General features: G+C 53.9%; 19 protein-coding genes and 2 tRNA genes. 8 read left to right on the top strand and 13 right to left on the bottom strand.

Annotation, left to right across the window (positions count from 1 at the left end; translation table 11 throughout):
* Positions 1-40: 40 nt before the first annotated feature.
* The 3 genes from NE637_RS00105 to rplM all read right to left on the bottom strand — a co-directional run bounded on the left by NE637_RS00105 (position 41) and on the right by rplM (position 2,868).
* Positions 41-1,855, bottom strand: a complete 1,815-nt coding sequence (locus NE637_RS00105) for a YcaO-like family protein (RefSeq protein ID WP_227118486.1) — start codon at positions 1,853-1,855, stop codon at positions 41-43.
* A 172-nt stretch (positions 1,856-2,027) separates the two neighbouring features.
* Positions 2,028-2,420 (bottom strand): 30S ribosomal protein S9, encoded by a 393-nt coding sequence (gene rpsI, locus NE637_RS00100; protein ID WP_192111562.1) that lies wholly within the window; start codon positions 2,418-2,420, stop codon positions 2,028-2,030.
* Between the two features lie 13 nt (positions 2,421-2,433).
* The gene (rplM, locus tag NE637_RS00095) at positions 2,434-2,868 is read right to left on the bottom strand and encodes a 50S ribosomal protein L13 (RefSeq protein ID WP_192111561.1); all 435 of its coding nucleotides are present in this window, start codon (positions 2,866-2,868) and stop codon (positions 2,434-2,436) included.
* Positions 2,869-3,238: 370 nt separating this feature from the next.
* Here rplM and NE637_RS00090 point away from each other — a divergent pair, with 370 nt between their 5' ends.
* A complete protein-coding gene (locus tag NE637_RS00090) occupies positions 3,239-4,477 on the top strand; it encodes an HD domain-containing protein (protein ID WP_227118485.1) in 1,239 nt (412 codons plus the stop codon).
* Between the two features lie 14 nt (positions 4,478-4,491).
* Entirely contained in the window at positions 4,492-5,244 is a 753-nt protein-coding gene (locus NE637_RS00085) for a translation initiation factor 2 (RefSeq protein ID WP_227118484.1), read from the top strand.
* 182 nt (positions 5,245-5,426) lie between these two features.
* Here NE637_RS00085 and NE637_RS00080 read toward each other — a convergent pair whose 3' ends face one another.
* The 5 genes from NE637_RS00080 to NE637_RS00060 form a co-directional block, all read right to left on the bottom strand.
* Complete coding sequence (locus tag NE637_RS00080; RefSeq protein ID WP_192111558.1) at positions 5,427-7,454, bottom strand: methyl-accepting chemotaxis protein; 2,028 nt, start codon at positions 7,452-7,454, stop codon at positions 5,427-5,429.
* A gap of 558 nt (positions 7,455-8,012) precedes the next feature.
* A complete protein-coding gene (locus NE637_RS00075) occupies positions 8,013-8,753 on the bottom strand; it encodes an RNA methyltransferase (protein WP_192111557.1) in 741 nt (246 codons plus the stop codon).
* A gap of 7 nt (positions 8,754-8,760) precedes the next feature.
* Positions 8,761-9,369, bottom strand: coding sequence for a DUF456 domain-containing protein (locus NE637_RS00070; protein ID WP_215647735.1), 609 nt, complete (start codon positions 9,367-9,369; stop codon positions 8,761-8,763).
* Between the two features lie 18 nt (positions 9,370-9,387).
* Positions 9,388-10,686: a phenylacetate--CoA ligase family protein gene (locus NE637_RS00065; RefSeq protein WP_022658646.1), complete on the bottom strand. Its 1,299-nt coding sequence runs from the start codon at positions 10,684-10,686 to the stop codon at positions 9,388-9,390.
* A gap of 83 nt (positions 10,687-10,769) precedes the next feature.
* Positions 10,770-11,828, bottom strand: coding sequence for a DUF1786 domain-containing protein (locus NE637_RS00060; protein WP_192111555.1), 1,059 nt, complete (start codon positions 11,826-11,828; stop codon positions 10,770-10,772).
* 117 nt (positions 11,829-11,945) lie between these two features.
* Here NE637_RS00060 and NE637_RS00055 point away from each other — a divergent pair.
* A tRNA-Leu gene (locus NE637_RS00055) sits at positions 11,946-12,030 on the top strand.
* Positions 12,031-12,379: 349 nt separating this feature from the next.
* Here NE637_RS00055 and aspA read toward each other — a convergent pair.
* A complete protein-coding gene (gene aspA / locus NE637_RS00050) occupies positions 12,380-13,783 on the bottom strand; it encodes an aspartate ammonia-lyase (protein WP_192111553.1) in 1,404 nt (467 codons plus the stop codon).
* 297 nt (positions 13,784-14,080) lie between these two features.
* Here aspA and NE637_RS15835 point away from each other — a divergent pair, with 297 nt between their 5' ends.
* On the top strand, positions 14,081-14,236 hold the full coding sequence (locus NE637_RS15835) for an aldolase/citrate lyase family protein (protein WP_368736100.1): 156 nt from the start codon (positions 14,081-14,083) through the stop codon (positions 14,234-14,236).
* 240 nt (positions 14,237-14,476) lie between these two features.
* On the opposite strand, the gene NE637_RS00040 is transcribed toward NE637_RS15835, so the two are convergent.
* Genes NE637_RS00040 through NE637_RS00030 form a run of 3 tightly spaced genes read right to left on the bottom strand, consistent with a single transcriptional unit; the run spans position 14,477 to position 17,799 of the window.
* Positions 14,477-15,481 (bottom strand): hydroxymethylglutaryl-CoA lyase-like TIM-barrel protein, encoded by a 1,005-nt coding sequence (locus NE637_RS00040; RefSeq protein WP_227119087.1) that lies wholly within the window; start codon positions 15,479-15,481, stop codon positions 14,477-14,479.
* Between the two features lie 37 nt (positions 15,482-15,518).
* Positions 15,519-16,826, bottom strand: a complete 1,308-nt coding sequence (locus NE637_RS00035; protein ID WP_192111551.1) for an MFS transporter — start codon at positions 16,824-16,826, stop codon at positions 15,519-15,521.
* A gap of 37 nt (positions 16,827-16,863) precedes the next feature.
* On the bottom strand, positions 16,864-17,799 hold the full coding sequence (locus NE637_RS00030) for a hydroxyacid dehydrogenase (protein ID WP_227119086.1): 936 nt from the start codon (positions 17,797-17,799) through the stop codon (positions 16,864-16,866).
* A gap of 268 nt (positions 17,800-18,067) precedes the next feature.
* On the opposite strand from NE637_RS00030, the gene NE637_RS00025 reads away from it, so the two are divergent.
* Positions 18,068-20,026 (top strand): sigma 54-interacting transcriptional regulator, encoded by a 1,959-nt coding sequence (locus NE637_RS00025; RefSeq protein WP_227119085.1) that lies wholly within the window; start codon positions 18,068-18,070, stop codon positions 20,024-20,026.
* A gap of 473 nt (positions 20,027-20,499) precedes the next feature.
* Here the strand turns inward: NE637_RS00025 and NE637_RS00020 are convergent, their stop codons facing one another.
* Positions 20,500-21,177 carry a BadF/BadG/BcrA/BcrD ATPase family protein gene (locus tag NE637_RS00020; RefSeq protein ID WP_256267552.1) on the bottom strand — a complete coding sequence of 226 codons (678 nt, stop codon included), beginning with the start codon at positions 21,175-21,177 and terminating at the stop codon, positions 20,500-20,502.
* Positions 21,178-22,365: 1,188 nt separating this feature from the next.
* Here NE637_RS00020 and NE637_RS00015 point away from each other — a divergent pair.
* The 3 genes from NE637_RS00015 to NE637_RS00005 all read left to right on the top strand — a co-directional run bounded on the left by NE637_RS00015 (position 22,366) and on the right by NE637_RS00005 (position 25,960).
* A tRNA-Leu gene (locus NE637_RS00015) sits at positions 22,366-22,452 on the top strand.
* Between the two features lie 175 nt (positions 22,453-22,627).
* Positions 22,628-23,275 (top strand): hypothetical protein, encoded by a 648-nt coding sequence (locus NE637_RS00010; RefSeq protein WP_256267551.1) that lies wholly within the window; start codon positions 22,628-22,630, stop codon positions 23,273-23,275.
* A gap of 498 nt (positions 23,276-23,773) precedes the next feature.
* Positions 23,774-25,960, top strand: coding sequence for an AAA family ATPase (locus NE637_RS00005; protein ID WP_256267550.1), 2,187 nt, complete (start codon positions 23,774-23,776; stop codon positions 25,958-25,960).
* Positions 25,961-26,520: the final 560 nt, after the last annotated feature.

Raw genomic sequence — 26,520 nt, 5'->3', positions numbered from 1 at the left:
CCGCCGGGCTGCAATTGTAATTAGCCGTACTTACGGCAACTCATAGACAACACGCGGCATAACGCGCAAAAAGGCGCGCGTCCGGCCTTGAGAACCTGTCCCACTCTGCCGTGAGGGCAAAACCGGGAACAATGGCCCTGACCACCGGGATATCAAAATCCTTGCGGGTCAGATCCACATAGAGAGGACTTCTGCCGTGCGCCGACAGCACCGACTCTAACAAACGGCGGTTGACGCGGGGGGAGGGCATGCTGTAATCCGGCAAATCCTCTAACACACGAACAGGCAGTCCCGCTAGTCCTGATGCTGAAGGGCATGGGGGCTTGTTTTGCGCCGTTGAGTAGGGCCACGGGGTTTCAGTGAGCGCCGCCAGGGCAGCGCGCGCGCCGCAAAGATTGGCTCCTGTGGCCCGCGCGACGGTACCGTCACGCCCGGTGACAAAACACTGATACACCGGGAGCCCAAGCTCCGTGGTCAAATCCTGAAACTGCACGCGGATACCGCAGGCGGCGTAGTCGTCAAGCAGCGACTGAATGAGCTGATCACGGCTGCGCAGCATAAAACAGCGCGTGCGACTGTAAGGAGTTGTGGCCTCGGCGTCGCGCTCGGCAATTTCCGTTAGGGCGGCAACCACAGCTTCATCCATAATATTGCCAGACGCAAGGCCGGTGGAGCCGCCAGCAATAAACAGGGCCTGCTCGTCCAGATTGCAGAACAGAAAAACCGCCTGCGCAGGCACAAGAACAGTCGCGCCTGATGCGTCAGAGGCAGGGAGCCAGTGCAGGGGGGCATCAGTATAGGGAGCTTCCAGGGGCAGCAGATTGGGGTCGAGCGCCGCTCTGCCCTGCTCCGCCAGCTCGGAAAAACGCGCAAGCGTCAGGGGCAGTTCTGTTTTGCGGTCAAGGATTGTCCCGGCATTGGCGGCAGTGCCATCCCCCGGCCCAACGCTCACATAGGCGCTGGCGCGCTCCACAATTTCCATGGCGTAGGATGCCCGGGCCGCCGCCAGGGACAGGCCGCGCCCGTAGGCTGTGGCCTTGCCCCGCAAGGAGTGGCGCACAGAACCGCTTGTTACGGCAATATCCACCTGCCAGCCGCGCAGCAGCGCAATGGGCGAAAGCGAAGCTTCATGGCGCATTTCCGGGCCATCCACAACGCCGTTTTCCATCAGCGCGTCCAAGGCGCGCAGGTATGTTTCCTGCGATGGGGGGCGCTGCCAGGGTTCCCAGGCTTCGGCCTTGAGTTTTTCGTGTTGCCGGGCCAGTGCATCGGCATGCTCCGCCATGCGCCGGGCTGTGGCATCAAGCAGTTCCCCGCTGAACAGGGGAGCTATGCCAGCCTCATCCGGGCGCGGCAGGGAATGATGCTCGCAGATATTGGCGCGGAACAGGGAGCTCCAGGCAGCTGCAATGGCGTGGTCAGGCAGGCTTGCAGCCCGCAAATACACAGCGGGGCTGTAAGCTGCAAGTCGTTCGGCGGCATCAGGCGGAAAGAACGCGCAAAAGCCCTGGCCCTTCCCAGGCGATTCCGCGCCGAGCAAGGTGCACTCAGCCAGCAGGGCCGCCAGCACTGGACGGGTAAACTCGTTGATGGCCGCATCATAACAACTGGCGGCCAGAAGGTTCAGTTCGTCCTGCGCTTTGCCTGCGAGCAGTTTTAACAGATGCAGGTGCAGAAAGTCGTCCATCGGCGCGGCTTCAAGCCGTTCCAGCGCACGGTCAAAATTCAGGTCTTCTGGCGGAACACAGGAAAAATAGCCGGTAGTGGCCTGCGTCTGCTCATGGGTGTAGGCATAGTCCAGCATCGGCAACACATCAGATGCGGAAGAAAAATTTGAAGTATTGTCGTTTTCCATAACACCACCACAGATGCGGCACTCCGCAGAGTAGCCGGGATTGGAGCGGGAGCGGCCCGGGCATTCCTACAAAACTGCTCAGGAACTCCGCCAAAAAAAAGCGGGCCGACATGCGACCCGCTCAAAGGCAAAAAGGAAGCCCTCCCATAAAGAGGGCTTCCATAAAGGCATATTAACGCTTGGAGTACTGGTACCGGGCGCGGGCAGCGCGCAGGCCGTACTTTTTACGTTCTTTCTTGCGGGCATCGCGGGTAAGGAAGCCAGCTTTCTTGAGCATGGGGCGCAGGGCCGGGTCAACCAGAAGCAGCGCACGGGAAATACCGTGGCGCACGGCTTCAGCCTGACCGGTAACGCCGCCACCGGCAACGTTCACGCGGATGTCAAACTTGTCGGACAGCTTGGCAAGAACCAGGGGCTGACGGATGATCATCTGCAGGGTCTTGCGAGGAAAATAATCCTCAAAGTTGCGGCCGTTTACCGTGATGCCGCCGGAACCGGCGTAGATGCGGGTACGGGCCGTAGCGGTCTTGCGGCGGCCAGTGCCGTATTCAAATTTCTCGCTCATGGCTCTTTACTCCTTAATGCGGCAGCGTCAGCGGCTGGGGATTCTGGGCCGTATGCGGATGTTCGGTCCCGGCGTAAATCTTCAGTTTCTTCAGCATGGCGCGGCCCAGACGATTCTTGGGCAGCATGCCTCGCACCGCAGCGGTCAGCACGCGGGCGGGCTTGTCGGCCAGCATGTCGCCGAGTTGGGTGGTCTTGAGGCCGCCCACCCAGCCAGAGTGCCGGTAGTACTTTTTGTCAGTCATCTTCTTACCGGTAACTTTAATCTTTTCGCAGTTAACAACCACGATAAAGTCACCGTTATCCATATGGGGAGCGAATTCGGGCTTATGTTTGCCGCGCAGGCGGTGGGCTATCTGGCTGGCCAGACGACCGAGCACCTGATCCTGAGCGTCAACCACGAACCATTCACGGTTGATGTCTTTGGGGGTGGGGCTGAACGTCTTCATCGGAGTGACTCCTCACATCTGCAAATATCAGCGGCCATAACGGCAGCAAAAAGATCCATTGCGCGATGTGCCGTCGAACGGGGATGACGACAATATCGCAGTAAAGGCAGCCTCAATACTATAAACGCCAATAGCTGTCAAGCATTCGCCCCCATCAGGGGCGAAAAACTGACCACTTTGGCGGCACACCGCAGCACCAGAACTCGCGGGTTGCAGGCGCAACCGCTCATCTCAATCGGGGCGCAACCCCACATGCCCTTGGCATATGCGGCTTTTTCCCGGTAACAGTGTTGAAGCTCTTGAGCTTTACCCCACTCCGCCCTATAGTGCAAACTGTTTTTTTGCGCAGCCATTTTTGGGGAGGCTTTTCATGCCTGTAATTCGCAAGAATCTTCTACAGCTTATTTTTTCCGGCGCGTACCTGTTACGCTGGAATGACAAGCTGCGGCCAGTGGAACTGCTTGAGATTGACAAGCAGGCGCACAAAATGCTCCTGGCCTGCGTGCTCTGGCACGAAAACTCCCGGCACATGACTGACCCGGAACGCACCGCGCTTGCAACAGAAATCATTGAGGGCGGGCTGTTTGACTATTTCTACCGGCTCATCATCACGGACATCAAGCCTCCCATCTTCTACAGGATCAAGGAAAACCCGGAGCAGTTCCGCCAGTTGACCGAGCACGTGCTCGACAGGCTTGAGCCTTCGCTTGCGCCTCTTGGCCCCTTTTGGGAACGCATGCGCCAGTGGCACACCAGCCCGGATGACGACACGCTTGCGCGGCGCATTCTTACTGCTGCCCACCTCTTTGCCTCGCAGTGGGAGTTCAGGCTCATAGAGCCGCTTAACGCGCCGTTTGATGATGAAATGGGCGACATAGGCCAGTCGTTTCCCGATCGGCTGGATACGTTCACGGACTTGCGCGGCCTCGCCGCCATGCGCAGCCAGAGCACGGCCCTCTCGCGCCTTGCCAACCTGTGCGGCCAGTTGCGCTTTCAGGTGCGATGGACGCAGGCCCCGCGCATTCCGGCCACGTCGGTTCTCGGCCATATGTTTATTGTGGCAAGCTACGCCTACTGTTTCAGTCTTGCCGTCGATGCCTGCCCGGCGCGCGCCAACAACAATTTTTTCTGCGGATTGTTCCACGACCTGCCGGAAGTGCTCACCCGCGACATCATCTCGCCGGTCAAGCAGTCCATTTCAGACCTGCCAAAAATCATCAAGGAATACGAGGATAAAGAACTGGAACGCCGCGTGTATGGTCCCTTGCGCGCTGAGGGCTTCACCTCGCTGGTGGAGCGTATTGAATACTACCTTGGCGCAGCTGTCGGTTCCGAATTTCAGGAATGCGTGCGCGAAAACGGCACAGTTCGCGCTGTTGAGGGCTTTCAGGCTCTTGCCGCATGCAACCGGGACGACCTGGATCCCAAGGACGGCCAGCTTGTTAAGGTTTGCGACAATCTGGCGGCTTTTCTGGAGGCGCACAGTTCCATCCGTAACGGCGTGTCCTCCCCCCACCTGCTGGAAGCCCGCGTGCGCCTGCTGAACCGCCTGCGCGAAAGCTCGCCCAATGTGCTGGGGCTGGATGCCCTGCTTGCCGACTTCGATTAACCCACACCACCTATATGAAAATTTCTACTCCCCCTGCCCGCTTCGCGGTTTTTCTGATTATAGCGGCAACCCTTGCCTGCCTGTTGCCCGCTGCATGGCCGCGCCCTTGCAATGCGCTTGCCATTTCCAAGGGATTGTCCTTTTATGCCAATGACCTGGAATATTATTACCAGCACCGCCGCACCGAGACGCTGCCAGGCATTTTGCGCACGTTTGACGGGCAAGGGGTGCTGAAAGACAGCCTCAAGCAGATCATGCTGGCAACCTTTCTGGCGCAGGTGCTGCGCGATGATCCGTCTGCCCGGCAACGCCTGTTGCCGCCCCAGCCCGGTCTGAGCCGCGATGGACGGCGTACTCTGGCCTGGATGGCCCATCTTGCGCAATTGCCTGATGAAGAAGAGCTGCTTGCCACCCTGCTGCAACCGGAGGAAAAGCTTCTCCTCCAGCAGATTCGGCACAGCCCCGCCCCGCTGGTCAACTGGGACATCTACTCGGAGAAATCCGTATTGCAGATGTATTGGGCGGCCTTTATGGCCTCTGGCAGCAATGAATTTCTTGATGTCATTATCCGTGCGGCCCTGCACTACGCCAAGCTGAATTCAGAAGGGCTGCGCAATAACGACTCATTTTCCGGCAGCGCCGCAGCAGCGGCCTCGCTGTACGACCTCGCGCCACGCCATCCAGCCGTACAAACCCGCCTTGAACAGTTTCTTAAAAATTGCAGCGGGCCAGAAGCTGAAACTTTGAAAACAATTCTGCGCAAATAGACCAAGGCGGGAGCAAGGTAACGGGAATATCTGACGGAAACCAGGGGGGCAACAATACACTGCAATCCCCTTTTGCCCTGACAGCCGAACAGTGCGGCGAGCACAGCCCACAAAAAAGAGCAAAGGCTCTGTTCCCGGAGGAACAGAGCCTTTATGCATCATGGCGGGTAAGCCGCTGGGGCTTAAGCCTTCTTCATATGTTCTATAAGATCCATGAGGTTGCGGGCCAGGGCGCGCAGGGATTCCAGTTCCTTCATGGCGACCTGCATGGATTGCGAAGTGCTGGCCGCAATGTGGTTAACATCAGCGACAGACCTGTTGATTTCTTCGCTGGTGGCAGACTGCTGCTCGCTTGCGGCGGCAATGGCCCGCACTTCATCGGCTGTCTGATCCACCATGCCAACGATTTCTTTCAGGGCTTCGCCAGACTTATTGGAATACTCCGTGGCTTCAGAAATGTTGCCAACGGCCTTTTCCACCTGCTGAATGCTCTGGCCGGCGCTTTGTTGAATGGCCGCAATGGCGTTGCCCACATCGGTGGTGGAAGACATGGTCTTTTCCGCCAGTTTGCGCACTTCGTCAGCAACCACGGCAAATCCGCGCCCAGCCTCGCCCGCACGGGCGGCTTCAATAGCCGCATTCAGGGCCAACAGATTGGTTTGATCCGCGATATCTGAAATGACGCCCATGATCTGGCTGATGGCCTTGGCGTGGTCGTCCAGCTGGGCCATGCCGTCCCTGAGGGCCTGCGATTGCCGCTGCACTTCCTGAATACCCACCACGGCCCTGGACACAATCTCGGAACCGACCTCTGCTTTGCGCTTGGCGGCGTTGGAGATATCAGACGCCCCGCCGGCATTCTTGGCAACTTCAAGCACCGTGGAATTCATTTCTTCCATGGCGGTTGCGGTTTCCGCCAATCGGCTTGCGGCATGGTCAAGAGCACCGCTGGTGTTTTCCACCTGCTCGGAAATATCGCTGATAGAGACGTTAAGCTGCTCCACAACCTCTTCTATCTGGGCAGCAGCGCTGATCATGCCCTCACGCTTGGCCTGCTCCGCCTGTGCCTGGGCCACACGGGCCTCTTCCATGGCGAGCTTGGCTTCTTCACCCCTCTTGTGGGCTTCCTCTGCCTTTTCGCTGGCATCGTGCACCAACTTGCGCAGATTATCTTCCATCGTGCGCAAGGAATCTGCCAGTTGGCCCATGTCGTCGCGGCTGTATACGTCAAGCTGCGCTTCGGTGTTGCCATCGGCCACAGCCTGCGCATAGGCGGTTATTTTGCGTATGGGGGCACTGATCTTGAGACCGAGGATAAACGAAAGAATCAGCTGAAAGACCAGCAGGCCCACGCCAATCCATATGGAATTGCTTATGGCCACGCGTTCCAGACGCTGCAATTCGTCAATGGGCATGCCTACAAACCACATGCCCACAATTTTGCCGTTGGCATCTTTGACTGGCCAGTAGGCAGAATTGTAGTCAACACCAAGGATATTATTATGCGAATACACCGTTTCGCCGCGCTCAAGCACGGCCTTGAGGATTTCAGGCGATTGCAGCTTGGTGCCGATTGCGCGTTTGCCATCCTGCATGATGGTTGTCATAACGCGTGTATCACCCTTAAAAATGGTGACGTTGACGCCAGAAAGCTTTTTGAGCCAATCAAGATAGGCGGGCGTGACAAGCGAGGTGCCAATAGAGACGCTGCCCACAAGCTTGCCATCGTGCATTACAGGAAAGCTGGCCCGGATGGTGAACGGCACCTCCGTGCCAGCCACTACGGCAACGGCGGGCTTGCCCGTGAGGGCAATAACCACGGTTTCCTGATTGGTAACGCTGTCGCCGTGCTTTTTGGAATGCCCACGGCCTATGACTATCCCCTTCTCATCGGTGATGGTCATAAAATCCGACCCGGCCTTTTTCATCAGGACTGAGCCGATCTTGACCGCCGCATCAGTGTTTTTTTCAGCGACAGCCTTGGCAAAGTCATCATCTTCAGCAATAAGATCAGCACTTTGTAAAAACTTTTGGGCTGTAGTTTCATTGGCAGAACTGATGACCTGCTGCATCCTTACGATGCCCTTGTTCAGTTCGTCTTCGATCGGAACTTTCATGAAGTAGATTGAGACAAAAAGCACAACGCCACAGCATGTAATCAGCGCGCCGAATAGCGATCCGACATATGTGTGCGCAATAGTCCAACGCATGCCATTCTCCTTGCCAGAAACGTCCACCACAAAAAATTTACCGTATCATAACGCCATGTGGCCGGTGCAGACCAGCCGCCAACGCTCACCCTCTGCGTGCAAAACTCTGCACGGGGCTTACGGCCAGCTTCATTAGAGATAAGTGATCTTCAATCTCCTTAACGGCATGGTTAAAAAAATTAATAGGCCGCAGGTCAAGTTAATTACGAAAAAACGATTTCTACTACATAAAACAGATAACACAAAACATACGGTTATATTACCAGATACACAAGCTTGGTCAATGGGCACAACTTGTTTGCTTGTTGCATAGAAAAAATTTCACACATAAATCTAACCTGTTAACGAACAAACTCCGCTCAAAAGATTGTGAATTTTTTTTCAATCAACCCGTTTTTTAGTGCCGCCAGCGGGCGCTGTCCATTGTCGAAAAAAATAAAAAAAAGTTGCAAGTCAGCATTGCGCTCAATAAAAAAAGCCCGTTCCTGCGTCCTCACAGCATTATGCCATGCATGGGGAGCAAGAGCGGGCTTTTGAAAAGCCTGTATAAAAAAAAAATCAGTCTGGCAACTTGTGACGCACCTGACGGCACAGGCCCATCAGGGCATCATACTCGTGCCGCAACAGTCCTGCCCTGCTAAAAAGACGCCGCCAGGGCATGAGGAAGTAATCAGGATTGTCGCCATGCAGATAATCAAGACGAAGCAGCATATCCTTCAGTGATTCCATAAGCCTTTCCTGTTCCGCAGCAGTGGCCGCCTTGCCGCCGCGCGGCTCGTCCGAGGGCTTTTCGCCATGCCGCAGGGCACGAACGGCGTTGGCGCATGCGTAGCTCAGCAGCAGCACTGCCTGGGCAAGGTTGAGGGAGCTGGCAGCCGGGTCTGTGGGAATAGTCACCAAACGGTGGCAGTGCATGATTTCGTCATTGTTGAGGCCGCGATCTTCCGGGCCAAAAACAAAGGAAACCCTCTCGCCCCTTGCAAGAACGGCAGCGGCCTCGCGCGCGGCCTGCTCCGGCGAAAGCAGAGCCTGACGCCAGCCGCCCACGCGCGCGGTGGTGCCAAACACCAGTGCGCTTTGGGCCACGGCCTGCGCTACGTCTTCATGCACTTCCACGGCATCCAGGATATCCTGCCCCTTGGGCGTAGCCAGAGGACGCGCCTTTTCCCTGTCCCACCGTTCCGGATCGACAAGGCGCAAGGTGGGGCAGCCCATGTTGACGCAGGCGCGGGCAGCCATGCCTATGTTTTCAGGAAAGCGCGTTTTGACCAATACAACTTCAAGACCTTGCAGCAGCATCATAACCTCAGCACAGGCCCCGCAGCAGCGTCAGCAAGACCTGCGTGGGAGCTTCGGGAGAAAAAGCCGGGGGCATCTGGGGCGGCAGTTTGGGCCAGATACGCCCGGCAGCCAGAGCCAGCATGGCCCCGCCTGCGCCGCACTTGCACACTGTGCCGAGAAATCGGCCCATCATGGCGCCAAAGGCCGCGTCCAGCGCTTCGCGCAGGGGGCGCCCCTTGAGGTGTTCCACAACAAAACAGCCTGTCCACGCCCCAGCCAGCGCACCGATAAGCGCCCCAAGCCCAAAAAAGAGCGGCGCAAGCAGAATGGCCCCCGCTATGGCCCCAATCATCCCCGCAAACGTGCCGGAAGAACTGGAGCCATAGCGTTTGGCCTTGAGTATCTGCATGCCCATTTCCAGGGCTTCGCCCACAAGGGCTATGCCCACCATCATAATCCAGAACCAGACATCCATGGAGGTCGCGCCGGGATGCACCACCTTCCACAACGCCACAAGCCCCAGCAGCACCCAGTTGGCGGGCAGCCCAAAAATGTTGAGCAGCAGCACAAAGCACAGCAGCGTTATGAACGCCCCGGCCAACAATGAAGCCAGGGGAAAAGGCAGAAAATCCATGCGGCTCTCCGGTCGCTGTTAGTTTTTGTTGCGCATATCCTGCAAGCGCACGGCCTTGCCCTCGGTACGCGGCAGGCTGTTGCTCTCCACAAGCTCGACCCTGGGCGTGATGAGGATTTCATCACGCAGGCGCGAGGCAATGGCTTTTTGCAGGTTTTGCAGCACGCGCATGTCTTCCACAAAATGCTCGTCGCGGATTTCGATCTGTACGCGCATCACATCGCCAAGGCCATCGTTCTCAAGCAGAATCAGGTAGCTCTGACCCACTTCGGCAAAGGTCATGATAACCTGCTCAATCTGCATGGGGTAGATATTGACGCCCTTGATGATAAACATGTCGTCCGCGCGGCCAAGGATGCGGTCTATGCGGCGGTGCTTGCGGCCACAGGCGCATTCCCCCGGCAAGAAACGCGTAAGGTCGCGAGTGCGGTAACGCAGGATGGGCATGCCCTGACGGCACAGGCAGGTCATGACAAGTTCGCCCACTTCGCCCTCGGGCATGGGCTCGCCAGTTTCGGGATCGACTATTTCAGGGATATAGGCGTCTTCCCACAGGTGCATGCCCGCCTGGTGCAGGCACTCAAAGCCCACGCCGGGGCCGTTCATTTCAGACAGGCCGTAGGAGTTGTAGGCCTTCATGTCAAAAAGGTCTTCAATACGGCGGCGGAATTCTTCGGTATACGGCTCCGCACCCACAAGGGCGATACGCAGGGGGAATTGACGCGGGTCTTCGCCCATGTTGCGCAGGTGCTCACCCAGAATGAGTGCGTATGAAGGCAGAATGTGGGCCACCGTGGTGCGGAAATCCTTGGCAAGCTTGATCTGGCGGCGAGAGTTGCCAGCCCCGGCGGGGATGGTCATGCAGCCCAGACGCTCCGCGCCAAAATGGATGCCAAGGCCGCCCGTGAACAGCCCGTAGCCGGACATATTCTGAAAAACGTCGTCCCGGCGCACGCCAACCATGTGGATGCTGCGCGCCATAAGGTCGGCCCAGGAATTGATGTCGTTCTGCGTGTGGCAGATGGCCACGGGCGAACCGGTGGTGCCGCTGGAGCAGTGCATGCGCACGATCTCGGACTGCGGCACGCACAAAAGCCCCGTGGGGTACTGGGAACGCAGATCCTGCTTTGTGGTAAAGGGGATGCGCCGCAGATCATCCAGACTGCGGATGGAATCCGGCCCAACGCCCGCTTCGTCCAGGCGCTGACGGTAAAAATCGCACTTGCGCGTCTGGGCCACTGTGCTTCTCAGCCGCGAAAGCTGGGTCTGCTCAATCTGATCCCTGCTCCAACACTCCGCCTCATCAAAGAATTCCATGCCGCCTCCTCAGCTTCATGCCGCAACGCCCCGAGGCGCGCCAGCTTGTAATGCGTATCCACCCGCCGTGGCGGGAAAAAAAGCTACTCCCCGGCCCGGGTGTGCGCCCATCCCCAGATAAGGCCGAAACATCCGGCGATCATCATATCGCCGTGCGGGGCCAGAAAACGCCCCTGCCCTTGCAGCAGCGCGCGCTTTGGCCCGGTGATGTAGGTTGGTTCATAGCCGCCGGCTTCTTCACAATACGGGCCAAAAGCCGTGCCGTGCCCGCCGGAGGCCTGCACCTCTTCTGTGGGCAGCCAGTGCTTGCGGAACTGTTCAAGATCACCAAGCAGTTGCTCCAGAGTGCGCATGCCGGTGTGATGCTCGTAAATTCCGCGCACCTGTCCCTTATATACCAGCGCAGCCACGGTATGTCCGTTGCCCACATTAATGACCGTAATGCCCTGCCGATAACTGCGATCCATCACTTCCTTGTCGCACAATGCGCCGAGCAGCGCACTGGCCCCGGTGTCCGCAACCGGACCGCCTGTTTTATCGTGCAGGGGCACAAGGCGCGTCAGCGAAGGCGGCGGTGTTTCATATATCCAGCGCCGGGGATCAGAAGATGCGGCCAGCAGTTCCGTCCATGCGCGCATGCGCGCCTGGCGGTTGCCGTGGGTATGAAAGCCGTGATCCTGCGCAGCGGTCAGCACCAGATGCGGCAGGGGCAGCCCGGCATGACGCAGCAGTCCGCCCCAGAATTCCGGCGAATAATCGGTGAGAAAGACCGGCACGCTGCCATCGGGGCAGCTGGAACGCACTTCCACGCCGATTTTGCGCACGACTTCTTCATTGTCATGAATACCGCGCGTGGCCGCTGCTGTTGCACTGACAGAAAGACCCGCCGCCAAATGTTCCTTGATTGCCTGAGTAAAGCCGCCACCCATGTTGGCGCCGTAAAGCCAGATATTGCGTTTGAGCAGGGTCAGCTCGCGAATGCGCTGCGCAACAAGCCGCGCGGGCGCTGGCAAAACAAAGCGCGGCCAGTTCTCGCACTCAAGGCCGGGGCGGGCCAAAAGGGCATCCTGCGTGCCGCTGCCTATATCTACGCACAGCACAGGCCCTGTGCCGCGCAAAAACTTTTGAACTATCTCGTCCATACTCACCTCTCATGAACGAAAAAATCTACCTGTATCAACCTTCAAGCGCAAGTCTTGATAACTTTTTGAAAAAAAAGCTTGCCAAGCATTTCAGTTTGCAGTAGTACATCTTCTCGCGCCGAGGTGGTGGAACTGGTAGACACGCTATCTTGAGGGGGTAGTGAGGATTCTCGTGCGGGTTCGAGTCCCGCCCTCGGCACCATTTGAACTCAGAGAGAGTTCAAAGAAGCCCGTTAAGCTGACAGCTTAGCGGGCTTTCTTCTTTTCAGACTTCTGTTCTGTTCAAGCGATTGTGGCTTGCTCTTCTTTCTTGGGGCGCTTTGCCCCCGTCTTCATTTCAAAAAGTTACCGGGAAGATTGATTCCGCAAGGTTAAACAAAAAAACAAACCTTACGGGCGCAGCCAAGCAAACCGAAGAGCTTTCCGCGGTCTGATTCATTTTCAGCGTAAAATATTCCGCCTAGGTGCAGCGCGGCAACGCGCAGGACTGGGCGGTTTATTTATCGTCTGGAGTTGCGGATTGCCCCGTAGCGTTACCGCAAGGTTGTATTTTACAGGTGCGCGCGGCTTGGGCGTGTCATGCTTTCGGGCGAAAGCAGTTTCTCAAGTTGTTCCGCAGTCATCACGCCATGCGCAAGCGCCACTTCAGAGACGGATTTATTGGTATCCAGGGCTTCTTTGGCGATTGCCGCCGATTTTTCGTAACCAATAACCGGCACAAGATTGGTCACGATACCGATGGAATTTATTACGAGTTCCAGGCAGCGTTCCCTGTTGGCGGTAATGCCTTCCACACATTTTTCCCCGAGCGTTCTGCACCCAATGCCCAGACGTTCCACAGCCAGAAAGAGCGTGTGGGCAATTATAGGCTCCATGACATTAAGCTCAAGCTGCCCAGCCTCAGCGGCCATGGTTACAGTCATGTCCTTACCAATGACGTCAAAGCATATTTGGTTGATCACCTCGGGAATGACGGGATTGACCTTGCCGGGCATGATGGATGAACCAGGCTGACGGCGCGGCAGGTTTATCTCGTTAATGCCCGTGCGCGGGCCGGAAGACAGCAGGCGAAGATCATTGCAGATTTTTGAAAGTTTGACGGCAAAACGCTTGAGCACTCCCGAAATCTGCACATAGCTGCCTGTGTCCCATGTGGCTTCAATCAAGTTGTCTGACGTCACCACATTGAGCCCGATAAGGTTACTGAGATGATTGCAGACAATACGCGAATAATCTGAAGGCGCGTTAATACCGGTGCCGATGGCAGTGGCCCCAAGGTTGATTTCAAGAAGCAGTTTACGATTTTTTTCAACGCGCAGAATGTCTTCGCCGATGGTTGTTGCGTAAGCCGAAAATTCCTGGCCCAGCGTCATGGGCACTGCGTCCTGCAACTGGGTGCGGCCCATCTTTACCACATCGGCAAATTCCACGCCTTTGCGCGCAAAGCAGCCCTGAATATACCGCATGTGCTCCATAAGGTTGGTCAGCTCGGCATACAGAGCCAGCCTGAAGGCTGTTGGATAGGCATCGTTGGTGGACTGGGAACAGTTGACGTGGTTGTTGGGGTGGCAATACTGGTAATCGCCCTTTTCATGACCCATGATTTCCAGGGCGCGATTGGCAATAACCTCATTGGCGTTCATATTGGTGGAGGTACCAGCCCCACCCTGAATGGTATCCACCGGAAACTGGTCATGCAGCTTGCCCGCCAGCAGTTCATCGCACGCGGCGCAGATGGCCTTGCTTATGTTTGCAGGCAATGCGCCCAGTTCCGCATTGGCAAGGGCCGCAGCCTTTTTTACGTAAGCCAAAGCCCTTATCAGCGATGGGCATTGGGAAATTGTGCGGCCAGAAATGCTGAAGTTCTGCACGGCCCGCATGGTTTGCACACCATAATAGGCATTGGCAGGGATTTTCATTTCGCCAAGAAAATCGTGTTCTACACGCGTTTTCATTTTTTGCTCCAAGGTAGCGGCCATAAGCAGACTGCGCCGCAATACCAAAATGGGTTTTGCGCTTTCCCCGTAAAGGTCCTAGGGGTACTCTGCAAGTAAGACAGTCAGGCTGTGTATACCTGAACCCTACCTTGGCAACAAGCATTTGCGGCGCGAGACCGCAGAGATGCCCGTGGGTTATACTTCCGCTTTCAGGATTCCAGCGGAAATGGCGGCCACGCGCGATTACGATTGGCTGTTGATTGACGGAGACATGCGCCAAACACTGCGTAGACGCTTCTAGCGCTGCTGGAGCAGATGCTGGATATTGGCGCGCAGACCGTTCTGGTCCCCATGATGGACACTGCGGACGACGCCCGCCGCATGGTGAACGCCCAGCGGTATCCCCTCATGGCGTGCGCGGCGTTGGAGCCAGCATTGCACGGGCTCCACGTGGAGCCGCGTACCCAGTGATATGGCGCAGGCGGAGAAAACCTGTGCCTGCTTGTTCAGATTGAAAGCCGCAAGGCGCTTGAAAATCTGGATGAGATCATTAAGGTGCTCCCTCGCACCCAGCACCACTGCTGAGTATGTTCCCACCAGCGGGGGCCACGCTATTAACGGCGCGGCCCCCGCTTTTTACTGCATAATATGGTTGCGCACATCGAAAAAGGGATCACGCTAGGAACCGCAGTGCCCGGACGGGCACAAGCCCTACAGGCAACGCGCGGCAGCAAGCTTGGATGCGTGCTGCTTTATGAGGTCTTTAGAAGGATTTTTGCGGTTTTCAGCAGAAACGGCCATGGTAAGGCGAAAGATATCCACGCCATACTCCTTTGAAGCTTCGCGCAATGCCGCAGTATTGGAAGAATGACATCCCGCAAGGCCAAACACCAGATCAAGGGGCACGACAGGCGCCCTGTAATTGTGTTTTTCCATGGCGGGCGCAAGCTTTTCATCAATGAACCGCAAAAGAACATTCAGATCAGCCGTGCGAACCCCGAGCCGGTCAAAAACGGCTACCGCAATCTCCGTTGCCAAATTACCCGCGCTACGGGCCATGCCCATCAAACCACAGTCAATTATGGCGGCACCTTCCCTGAAAGCCGCAACTGCGTTGGGCACGGACATACCCAGATTGTTATGCCCGTGGAAACCTACGGGAATACTCACCCGCCGCACCATTTTCTTTACATAGCTGCAGACTTCATCCGGCATCATAGTTCCTGCGGAATCCATAATGGTCACCATATCTACGCCCATATCCTGCAATCGCGCGGCCTCGTCGGCCAGAGCATCAGGGCTGAGCACATAGGCCTTCATCAATGAATAGCAGGCCTCGAGCTTATGCTTTTTTACCAGTTCAACGGCCTGACGTGCCTTGTCGGCATCTCCTGCATTGGCCCCCACACGTAAAAAACTCAGGCCAGCCTCTGCGGCCGCCGCCACACGTGCTTCCGTAGCGTTGCCAGCGAGAATGAACATACCCAAACGAGCCTTATCCACCAGCGGCTTGCCCAGGGTCATGTATTGGGCATCCGTCAACGGGGCGACCTTGCCCTGCTCTTCGCCCGCGCCAATGCCATTGGCATTGCCGTATTCGATATACCGTACGCCGCAATCAACAAGCCCTTTCAGCATACGTTCGGTCAGATCAGCCGGAAACCCGTTGCCAAGCACATTGCCGCCGTCACGAAGGGTGCAATCAAAAAGTTCCATATATTTCTCCAGAGCACTGTTGTTTAAAGGAAGGCTATTAGCGGAACCGACGCCCTTCAGCGGGGTCGGCCTTCTTGAGAATCAGCAGGTTAACCAGGCCCAGCGCACCCACAAAAATGAGGATGTAGGCGGGAATCATGATGTCGTTGAATTTGGAGATGAGCCAGGTGGCCAGAAACGGAGTGGTGGCCCCGCCCAAAACAGCCCCCATGCTATGCCCGAAGGAAACCCCTGTGCTGCGCACGCGGGGCGGCAACAGCTCCGGGTACATGGAATATGACCCAGCCTGGCAAAGGGCATAAGGGATCATGGTGGTAACCAGTGCAAAGATGGCCATGCCAAAGCCCTTGCCCATTATGGCGTAGCAGGGATAGCTCAGCACGATATAGCAGACGTAGCAGGCCACCAGCGTTTTAACAGGGCCTACGCGGTCTGTGATGAGGCCGAACACGGGTATGAAGAGGGCCGCGCAGGTCACTGCTATCAGTACGATAAAGCCAACTTCGGTGGCAGGCATTTTAAGCACTGTGCGCATATAGATGGCGACATACACGGTACCGCAATACGTACCCACGTTCTGAACCAGGGAGTACATGAACAGCTTGCACAGTGAAGCAGGATACTGACGTATCAGCTCCTTGATGGGGGCCTCAGAAAGCTTGCCCTCGTTCTTCATGTTGGTGAAGTCGGGAGTATCCTCAATTTTGAGACGCATCCAGAGGCAACCGAGCATGAGGGGCATGGCCACCAGAAAGGGTACGCGCCAGGCCCAGCTTGCGCTTTCGCCAACAAACAGATAGGCGGCCAGCCCGGTAAGGCCAGCGGCCCCGGCCTTGCCCAAATTGGCCACGCTGGGCACAAAGGAAAGATACAGGGAGCGGCGTTCTGCGGGCGCCCATTCACGAATGTACGAAGCCGCGCTGCCTATCTCGCCCCCGGCGGAAAATCCTTGCAATATGCGGCAAAGAATCAGCAGGATAGGCGCAGCGATGCCTATCTGATCGTAGGTGGGCAAGCAGCCGATGGCCGTACAGGCCACACCAATAAGCACCACCGTAGCCACAAGCGAAAGCTTTCGCCCGTAGCGGTCACCAATGTGCCCGAAAAACAGGCCGCCCAAAGGCCGGACGATAAAGGCCAGACCAAATACAGCCAAGGTGGACAGCAATGAAACCGTGGGGTTGTCGCTGGGGAAAAATTCCTTGGATATGCGGGCAGCGCAGTAGCCGTATACTGAAAAATCGTAATATTCCAAAAAAGTACCGAATGCGGCGGCCGCAGTGGCCTTTTTTGCTTCACGCAATTTCTGTTCTTCAACCGGCGAGGTTGTATCCGTCTGAGTCATAGCGGAATCCTTTTCGGTAACAGGCTAAAACAAAAGGCTATACCGCATAGGGATAGAGCGGTTTTTCACCGTGCAACACGGCAAGCACATCGTCCACAACCGTATTGCCAACGCGCACAAGCGATTCGTGCGTACTGCCGCCTATATGCAGGGTGCCGATAAAGTTGGGCAATTGCAGCAGAGGATTTTCCATGGTGGGGGGTTCCTGCACAAATACGTCGCTGGCAGCGCCGTAAATAGTCTTGCGCGCCAAGGCCTCGTAAAGGGCGGATTCGTCAATAACCCCGCCGCGCGCGGTGCTGACGATAACGGCCGTGGGCTTGCAGCAGGCAAACTGCGCGGAGCCTATGAGCCCTCTGGTCGTTTCGGTAAGTGGTACGCTCACGCTGATGTAGTCTGCCTCGCGCAGCATGCTTTCAAGAGTTTCATGCAAGTGCACGCCGCGCTCTTTTGCTGTGGTCGCTTTCATATAAGGGTCGTAGACATGAACCTCCATGCCGAACCCGTTCACGGCAATCTGCGCCACGCGTGAACCTATGTTGCCGAAGCCTACAAGGCCAAGCGACTTCCCGGAAATCTCAAGGCCTGTAAGAGTTGCGGGGGCTATGCGCTCTGCCCCTCGGCGTATGTGCTCCATATTGTCGCGCAGCTTGCGGGCAGTGGCGAGAATAAAGCCAAAAACCAGTTCGGCTACTGAATTTACGTTGCTCAGCGGGGTGTACACAACAGGTATGCCCCGCTCCTTGGCTGTGACCAGATCAATGGCGTTCACGCCAACGCCATGCTTGCCGATAACCTTCAGCCCCGGTGCAGCAAGAATCTGCTCGCGCGTGACGGACGCCGCGCGCACAATGACCGCATCCGCTCGGGAAAGGTCGTTTTTTTCCGGATCATCCCACGCCACTACTTCCGCCTCGGCACGCAGTTTGCGCATGGCGCTTTCGTCTATGGGTTCTATGACATGAACTCTCATGGTGTCCTCCCTATGAAACATGGCGAATGCATTCTTGCGCCAAAAAGCAAGAGACATGCCAGTAGAGTCCAGTGGTTGCAGGACAACACAAATAAATTTAAAAATTCATATTTTACAATATATTACAACAAATAAATATTGTTTTACCTTCAGCCAGCCCCAGAATACCGGCGGGTTCAGAATGATGATGTTGCATCTTTCTGTTTCATTTATGTTTCACTTGATATACCATGTATCAAAAGGAAACAATTTGCAGATGGAGACGTCCATGGTTCATATCCGCAGGGAAGACATTCTGTTCATCACCCCAAGCGAACCGATTACCAACACTATCAGCAACATTTTCAGCCGCATCGGCGAGAGCTTTCTTGTTTATGAAGCAGCGCTGGAAGATGCAGTGCGCCTTGCCCAAAGCCATATCGACCAGGGACAGGCCATGGTTGTAGTCAGCAACGGCGGCACGGCTGCCCTGCTTAAAGCAGCCCTCAAAACGCATGTGCTGGAGCTTAGGTATACGAGCGTGGACATGCTGCGCGCAGTCAACCGCGCTTTTGGCCTTGCGGATAAAATCGCGGTGGTGGGATTTGAATCCTTCACCTACAACGCTCTTGCCCTAAAGGATTTTTTTGAAAAACCGGTGATTGTGGAAACCCTGACGGATCTTGCCGATATATCGGAAAGACTGCGGCAGCTCATTGCCAGAGGCGTAAAGGCCTTTGTGGGCGGCTCGCCCGTGGTAAACGCCGCTCGGGCTCTTGGCGCGCAGGGCGTACACATCGACATGGATCCGCGCGTCATTCAGGACGCCATTGAAGAGGGCAAGCGCATTGTTTCGCTCCAGAAGGAAAAAGACCTGCGCCTCGGCACAATCAATGCCCTGCTCAACTCCATCAACGATGGCATTATCGGCATTGATGCCTCGGGGCATATCTCTGAGATAAACCGCATCGGCCTTGAGCTGCTTGGCCTGCGGCGGCAGGATGTGGTGGGGCGCGACGTGCGCGAGGTTTTGGGCATGCCCTGGGAATCCTGCATCCAGACGCCTGAAAACGAGCAAGCCTCCGAAGTATGCCTGATAGGCGGCAATTCTCTTGCCGTTACCAGTGTGCCCATCCACGTGAACGGGCACAGCCGGGGCGCGGTGCTTACCTTGCAGGAAGTACGGCGCATCCAGTCTCTGGAGCAGCGGGTGCGCAAACGGGTACGTGATTCCGGGCACGTGGCCAAAAGCACCTTTGCCGATGTGGTTGGAAAATCGGAATCACTGGAAAAAGCGAAAAAACGGGCCTTCACCTATGCGCAGTCCGAAAGCACTGTTCTCATTTACGGCAAAACAGGTACAGGCAAGGAACTCTTTGCGCAGTCTATCCACAATGCCAGTGCCAGGGCAGACAGTCCCTTTGTGGCCGTAAACTGCGCCGCTCTGCCAGAAAACCTGCTTGAGAGCGAGCTGTTCGGCTATGTGCGGGGGGCGTTCACTGGCGCCAGCGAAAGCGGCAAAATGGGTCTTTTTGAAATGGCCCACTGCGGCACCATTTTTCTGGATGAAATAAGCGAAATGCCTTTGCCCCTGCAATGTCGCCTGTTGCGAGTCCTACAGGAAAAAGAGGTCTCGCGCGTGGGCGACAACAAGGTAACGCCGGTGGACGTGCGCATTATCGCCGCCACCAACCGCAATCTGGCGAAAGAAGTTCAGGCGGGAAGGTTCAGGGAAGACCTGTACTACAGACTGGCGGTGCTCATTCTGGAGCTTCCCCCGCTGGTGGAGCGCTTGGGGGATATTGGCCTGCTGGCGCGGTTCATACTGCACAGAAAATCCAAAGAACAGCACAAGCCCATGCCACCGATAGATCCACGTGGGATGGCGCTTCTGGAAACTATCCCCTGGCCGGGCAATGTACGGCAACTGGCCAATGTTCTGGAGCGGGCCATGGTCATTGCCCCGCATGGTGTGCTTTCTGAAGACATCATGGCTGATTCCCTGCGCAGTTGCCACCCATACGAACAGACATGCCCAAACGACGTTGCCCCAGTTGTCAGACAACAGGACTCCTCTGCCGCCAGCCTTTATGCTCTGGAAGCACGCGCCCTGCGCGACATGTTGCGGCAATGCGGCGGAAACAGGAAAGAAACTGCGCGCCGACTGGGCATTGGGCGCGCCACACTTTGGAGAAAAATGAAAAAATTCGGCCTGTTCGGGCAGGAAATTTTGCCCGAAACCAGGTAAGAACCTGAACAGGAAAACAAGTAATAACACCGGGTACAACCATCTGTGCATATGCCTGCTTTCCCACTACGCTGCCATCCCGTGAATCGGCTCCGCTTCATTCAGGTGCTCCTACGTCAAGGAGCACCATCTTTTAAACAGCATAATATCAGATGGATTGGCACGGACACGTTGTTGCCGGATAAACTGCCGAATTCAGGCAACCCCTCAGGCAAATTGCAATCTTTTTTCAGCCCCTTCCAACTGCGAACACATCCTTTTTTCCGCAAATATGGCAGTCAGTAGTGCTGCCAGCCTTTGGCTTCCGCTGCTTACCCCGTCCCTTTTTCATTGTCATCCGTGCGCTTGCCCGAATTGTTGAACTTTTCCCTAGCTGGTATTGACATTCTTTTTCAATTTAATTAATTGAATTTAACAGAATTAGTTAAGACTAACTTTTATTTGCAATCGAGGAACGCAGATGCAGCCCCAACCTAACCAGAAAATTTACGAAATGCCCGATCCGGGCAAATTATCGGCGGCGTACTGCGGGCCAGCAGGCCCACAATTTCTGTTTCTGCAAACACGGCGCACATGCTTGAAATGGCCACCGGCTTGCCCGTGGCGGCTGCCTTGCCCAGTTCGTCCAGCGGCATGTTCAAAATGCCCGAGAGCACCTGCAAAAAACGCCCGGTGCCTGCCGCGCACTTGTCGTTCATCAAAAAATCGCGCACTGCGCCCGGTTTTCCCGCAGTTTTGAGCGGGCCCAGGCTGCCCGTACCGCTTGCCGCATCCAGACTGCCTGCCTCCGCTTCTCGCGGGATATCCAGGCTTATTACCTTGCTGTCCTGCCCGCCGATATCGAGCACAAGCCCCGCGCGGGGGAAAAGATGCGCAGCGCCCCGCGCATGGCAACTGATCTCCGTAACCGTTTTGTCGGCAAAAGGCAGGGCAATACGCCCGTAGCCCGTGGCAGTGACATGCCTCAGACCGCTGCGTGCCATTGCGGCAGCCTCGCAGGCATTGTTGAGCGCAAACTCGCCAGCCTCGGCGGTATTCCAGCCTGTAGGCAGCACTGCCCGACCGGCAACCTGCAAGCCGCCGTTGGGCAGCAGCTCGAGCACAACGGCCTTTGCAGCCACAGAACCAACATCAATTCCAGCTACATACATAGCGCATACTCCTGATCGTACCCTTTGCTGCGGTACAAAAACGCAAAACAAAACCCGCCGCACAACGCAAAGTTGTGGAGCGGGTAATATGACAAAAGCGACAACAGCGCTGTGCTGCAAGGCGGCCAACAGCGCGGTCAATCGAATGGAGAACCGGGGCAACTAAACTGCTACGAGAAGAAACGCGGGGAGATATGAAAAAAAGGAAGGGGTACGGCAAGCAATAAAAAAGCCCCCTCTTCCCGCCTAGGCGATGGGAAGGGGAAACAGACTGGCGCTGACACGCCGCCTCGAATGAGGGCCTCCAACCTGAAGGCGCTGATGCTGTCATGACCCGCCGCCCTTAAAGACAGGCAAGACACGACAAATCCTATAAAAAATCACGGAATACCTTGCTGTTGCAGATGCCGCCGACATGATTCAGCCTAAAACTGTATATCAAGTTAGCGTAAGGGCATCAGCTTGTCGATAGGGAGACACCCGCTATTGAGCAATTGCCCCCGGCCTGTTTTATGATGCTGGCAATCAAGGAGTTCAGGGATGTTTGCACAGCCGTAACTCCAGTACCAGCCTGATAAAAAGTTCGATCCAGACGCAAACAGAGTTATCTGAAGTTTTTTACACCACACATATGGGCAAAACGCATCAGCAGCAGACAGGAGATCTTTAATTCATCAAAAACAAAACTACAAATAGACTGAACTGCCCATGTTCCAAGCCCCTTCCTCTATATGCATTTTGAAGGATAGCAATGCAAAAATGAGCACTACAAAGAACAGCATCAATATCGCTCACAATGCATTCGCTACTGGCGCTATGAGTAAAAATAGATACGTGTCAGCAGCATCAATAGATTTACTGAAAAAAAAGTGACTTCTTATCTTGTAAAACTATCTTTGCACCCTGTCATTTTCACAGGCTCTCTGTCCAATAGATTGTAATTCTGTTCATAGTAAGGTTCTGAATCTCCAAGACTGGCAGATCGTAATAAAAATCCGTTTCGTTCCCATACAATGTTGATGGTCATTCCCGTACTCCCAGCCAGCCAATTCTGTACCACGGTGTCGGGCGGCTTTTGGCCCAATCAGGGAGCAACTGCTCTGAGGACTTGACGAATCGGCGCTCCTTGGGCTACAAAGCCACTCACGCCATGCATATGCGGCATTGCCCATGTGTCTTGGTCAGTCTGCCGGGATGGTGGAATTGGTAGACGCAGCGGACTCAAAATCCGCCGAGGGCAACCTCTTGCGAGTTCAAGTCTCGCTCCCGGTACCAAGATAAATCAAGGGTTTGTGAAGATGGCTCAAGGCCGCTCACAAACCCTTTTTTGCGTCTTTTTGCCGTTTATCCCGCTCCTATCCCGCCCCTCTCAGGTTTGTTTTGTGTATTCCAGTGCTGGTCTAAGAACTATTTTGTTGACAAAATAGTTCTTAGACCATAGCTTTGACCCATGGCAAAAACTAAACACAAAATAGCATTCGCTTACCAGCTCCTGGAAACGTGGCTCAATCTTAATGAGCCTATTGAATCCATTATTCAAATTTCTGGTTTTGAGCCTTCTCCACTTTTTGCTCTGGGATGCCCCAATATAGCTGTAAGGGGATTGGCGAATACGCGACTTTGCTTGTCAGAGGATGACCGTAGGGGCGCCTTCTTGAAGTGCAAAAAACCTTATGGCTACCAAAAATTTTGCGCAGTATATGTGATACCTGGCGAGAAGAAATTTGAACTTGGAAGGGATATTCTTGAAAGATGTAGGAAGCGACATGAGTTCTTTTTCTCATGGGCCATCAGAAATTGTAGTCTTCCACAGCAAGATTTTAATAATATTGTTGAACAGAATCATTCCATTGGATTTCGAGTGGAAGGCTTGCATGCTATTCCGTCCGTGCTGGCGATTTCGTCTCCGATGAGTATTCAAGAGTATATAGAAGTAAATTACATTTTGACGCCAGCTTGGGATATTTCTAATCGGCTTTTCTTGTTAATGAGAATCTGTCCAATCTGTGGAAGAATTTTTTATGGAAAAACTCAAAAAGCAGTATTTTGTTCCACAAAATGTAGATTGCTAGATTATAGGCAGAAAAAAAGAACATAAAAAACCCGGCATCCATGAAGAGAGGCCGGGCTTGCGCAGGGGAAACCGCGCCAACGGTTTCGGCCTGACTGACGTATCAAGCTCAGTTTGCCACATCCCCTTTTCTTTCGCAAGCCTCCTCCAAACACTGGTCGCCTGACATATTGGCGTCTTTAACATGTGCCTGAATTTAAGGCGCATCTCGCTTCACGTGCAAAAATGGTGTGGCTTATGACTACTATGCTAATTGAACAATACTATGCAACATTGCCTGAATCATTTCCAGGAAAGATGATTGACTGCTTGACAAGTAATGTATTGCGTTGGCGTACGATTCAGAATCGTAGATCACGCGGAGAAATTCCCGCTCAATGCTTCATTAAAGTATCGCCTCGTAAGGTTATTATTTTGCGCGATGCTTTTTTGAAATGGCTTGATGCGGACATGAAACGTGCCAATCGTTAGTACAAGATCTATTAAAACTGCAAATGAAAATTTTTAAGCTTGGGAGGCAGGTTCATGCCTGCCTCCCTTGGAGGAATTATGTTCCAATATACTCCACGTTATCCAAAGGCATTCGGTCATCCTGCCTGGAAGCTGTATGGCTCTGTGAATGATGTGCTTCAACAGGACTTGCTCTGGCGTAAAGTCCAGACAGACCCAGCCCTTGTGGCAAGTTTTGCAAAGTTGCTTGATCCTGAAGTAAGGCAAGAAGGCGAAGATATTTTTCTGTCTGATAATACTGCTATTTCCTTGCATCCTGAAAGCTGCGGCGCATATTCTACCCCAAGAAATCGGTTGTTGAATCGGCTGCACGGAAACAGTGAAGATAAAAAATTCATTACCGAGGCAGAAGGATATTCGGCATTGGGCGGATTTTACCTTGGGCCGCTTTTTCGACAGAAAAAAGGGTGGCTTCCCGAAAATGTATATTCGAATATCATCAGGGAAATAGGGTTACTTCTGGCCCAAGAAGATCGTTATCTGTTCAATCGAAAGGCATGTCACAACAGCGTATTGATGACGGACAGAGACAAGCAGCATGCGCAACAGGCCATCAAAGATTTTCCGATAGATTTTGGATTCAAAAAATTTAGAGTATATTGGTACTCTACAGAGAATGGCAGTACAGCTTTCGGTGTTGTGCATTTTTTTGATGAATCAGGAATGATTGCCAAGCTTCCCATATCGGCATGGCAGTATGCTGGTAACTCTGCTTATAATATTGTTTTTGATTTGCTTCACCCCGCCAATAAAATTCCTCTTTATAATCTAAATGATATTGTGCGACTTAGACCGAATTCTCAATATGTCCTCATATGTTCAAGCGAAACGATGTGCGAGACTATCAAGCAGGGTTACGCATTGATATCCCAATTGCTACCGATAACGACATATAGTTCAATTGAAATAAGCGATTGGGCATCCTTGGGTTCACTGATTCCGCTTATTTTCCCAGACAACACTGCTGCCGGATGTTGTCAGGCTTTTGAGGTATTCTTGGCACTGAAGACACATGGGTTGTCTCCATATTTTTTTAAGCGGCATAAAATAAATAACATTTCTAGTTTCACTCAAGACATATCTGCGATAACCCGACAGGACGGTGAGTGCAGTCTTCCTGAGTTTGCCGAACATTGCCGGCGTGAATTTGGCGTTGAGCCTCCCCGAGGAATTTTACCCCAAGGGCAGCCTTTGCTGGAATTGCCCGGCAGCGAAAACGAACCAGAAATGCTTCTGGAAGGGCTACTGCGGCTTGGTGATCAGATGACGATATTTGCATGGCGTGGTGTAGGAAAGAGTCTGTTTGCTTTGCTATTGGCGCTGTGTTTCGCCAATGGGTACAAGGCTCTTGGCGGGAAAGTATGCCCATCGCGGAAATACCGTGTCTTGATAATTGATGCAGAGTTGCCCGCAGACAGCCTGAAAAACCGTGCTCGCTCAATTGCCGAAGGACTTGGTTTGCCAGAGAGTGCCGCGAATGAACTTATAGTCCGTTCATTCGTGATTGAAAATAAAGATATACGGTTGGACACCGAAGCTGGTTGGGAAGACTTGCTGCTTGACCTTGAACAAGCCGATATAATTATTGTGGATAGCCTCTTCAAAGTATTTCCTACGAGTATGTCAACAGGGATTTCCAATGCAGCCGCGCCCAATATGTTCTATGACTGGTGTAGAAAGAATGGAAAAACTGCAATTGTTGTAGATCATCAAGGTAAAAAGGGCGATACAGCATATGGAACAATGGGGAAAGAGATTGCTTTAGACGTTGTTCTTCAGCTGAAGATTGGTAAATGTGGAATTGAAGTAATAGCAACAAAAAATCGTAATTTTGAATCTGGTGAACATTGCTGGACTAATTACACGATTAAGAACGAAGCTAGCGGGATGGTCTTTGACGTCTGCCAGAGATCTTTGATTCATTCCGATTCAGGCCTGCCTTGCCCTGATAGTGAAAAATCAGAAGATGTGGACGGAGATATGCCGGTTGCTAGCGTGCCGACTATTGATCAAGCCATAGTCGATTATGTCAAAGAGAATCCTACACATGGGCAGAAGGAAGTGTGTGCTGCTGTTGTCGATATGGGCATATGTAAAAGGGCTGCTGCTTACAACCATTACAGGGCACTAAGGGAAAACGGCATGTTTGCTGATCCAATGGAAAATAACCCTAGTGTGCAATTGGATGATGATACATGTTAATCCCTGTACAGCGCGGTGCGATATGTTAGTGAAGATTGGCCAGTCAGTGGTTGGTGGTTTTTTCCCCTTCTACCTATGCTCTGAAAGTCAATCTTACTTAGCTGGCTAGGCATATTTTTACTGTCCATCTATCTACAGGCTACTCCCCCTTAAGGGGGAGTAGCCTGTAGATAGATGGACAAAATAATTGTCAACCATTCTAATAACGATTTGTTGTCATTAGTTTGTATAAGTAAACTTTATCGCAACAATGTTATGTGAAATTTGTTAGCATCTTTCAGAAGTAAATTTTTTTATATTCGGTATAGTGCGTACTTGTCTATCCCGGTTTTAGTAGTGTCTTAATAATAATTAGAAAATAGCTGTTTGCTGCGAATAATAAATGCAACATGCAGAATAAATTATAAGCACAACATTAATGCCATTTGTATGTTCATTAGCCATAGAAGTAATAACTACGACAGAGTTAAAGCAAACTAAAGGAGATGGTCATGGCAAAAGACACCACGACTGGGAGAAAATACAGGGGCTACACAATCAACAATGGTCAAGATGGCAAC

It is taken from the genome of Desulfovibrio desulfuricans (assembly GCF_024460775.1).
Classification (GTDB): domain Bacteria; phylum Desulfobacterota; class Desulfovibrionia; order Desulfovibrionales; family Desulfovibrionaceae; genus Desulfovibrio; species Desulfovibrio desulfuricans_E.
The sequence above is the reverse complement of the archived record's forward strand: the minus strand, read 5'-3'. Positions and strand labels throughout refer to the sequence as shown.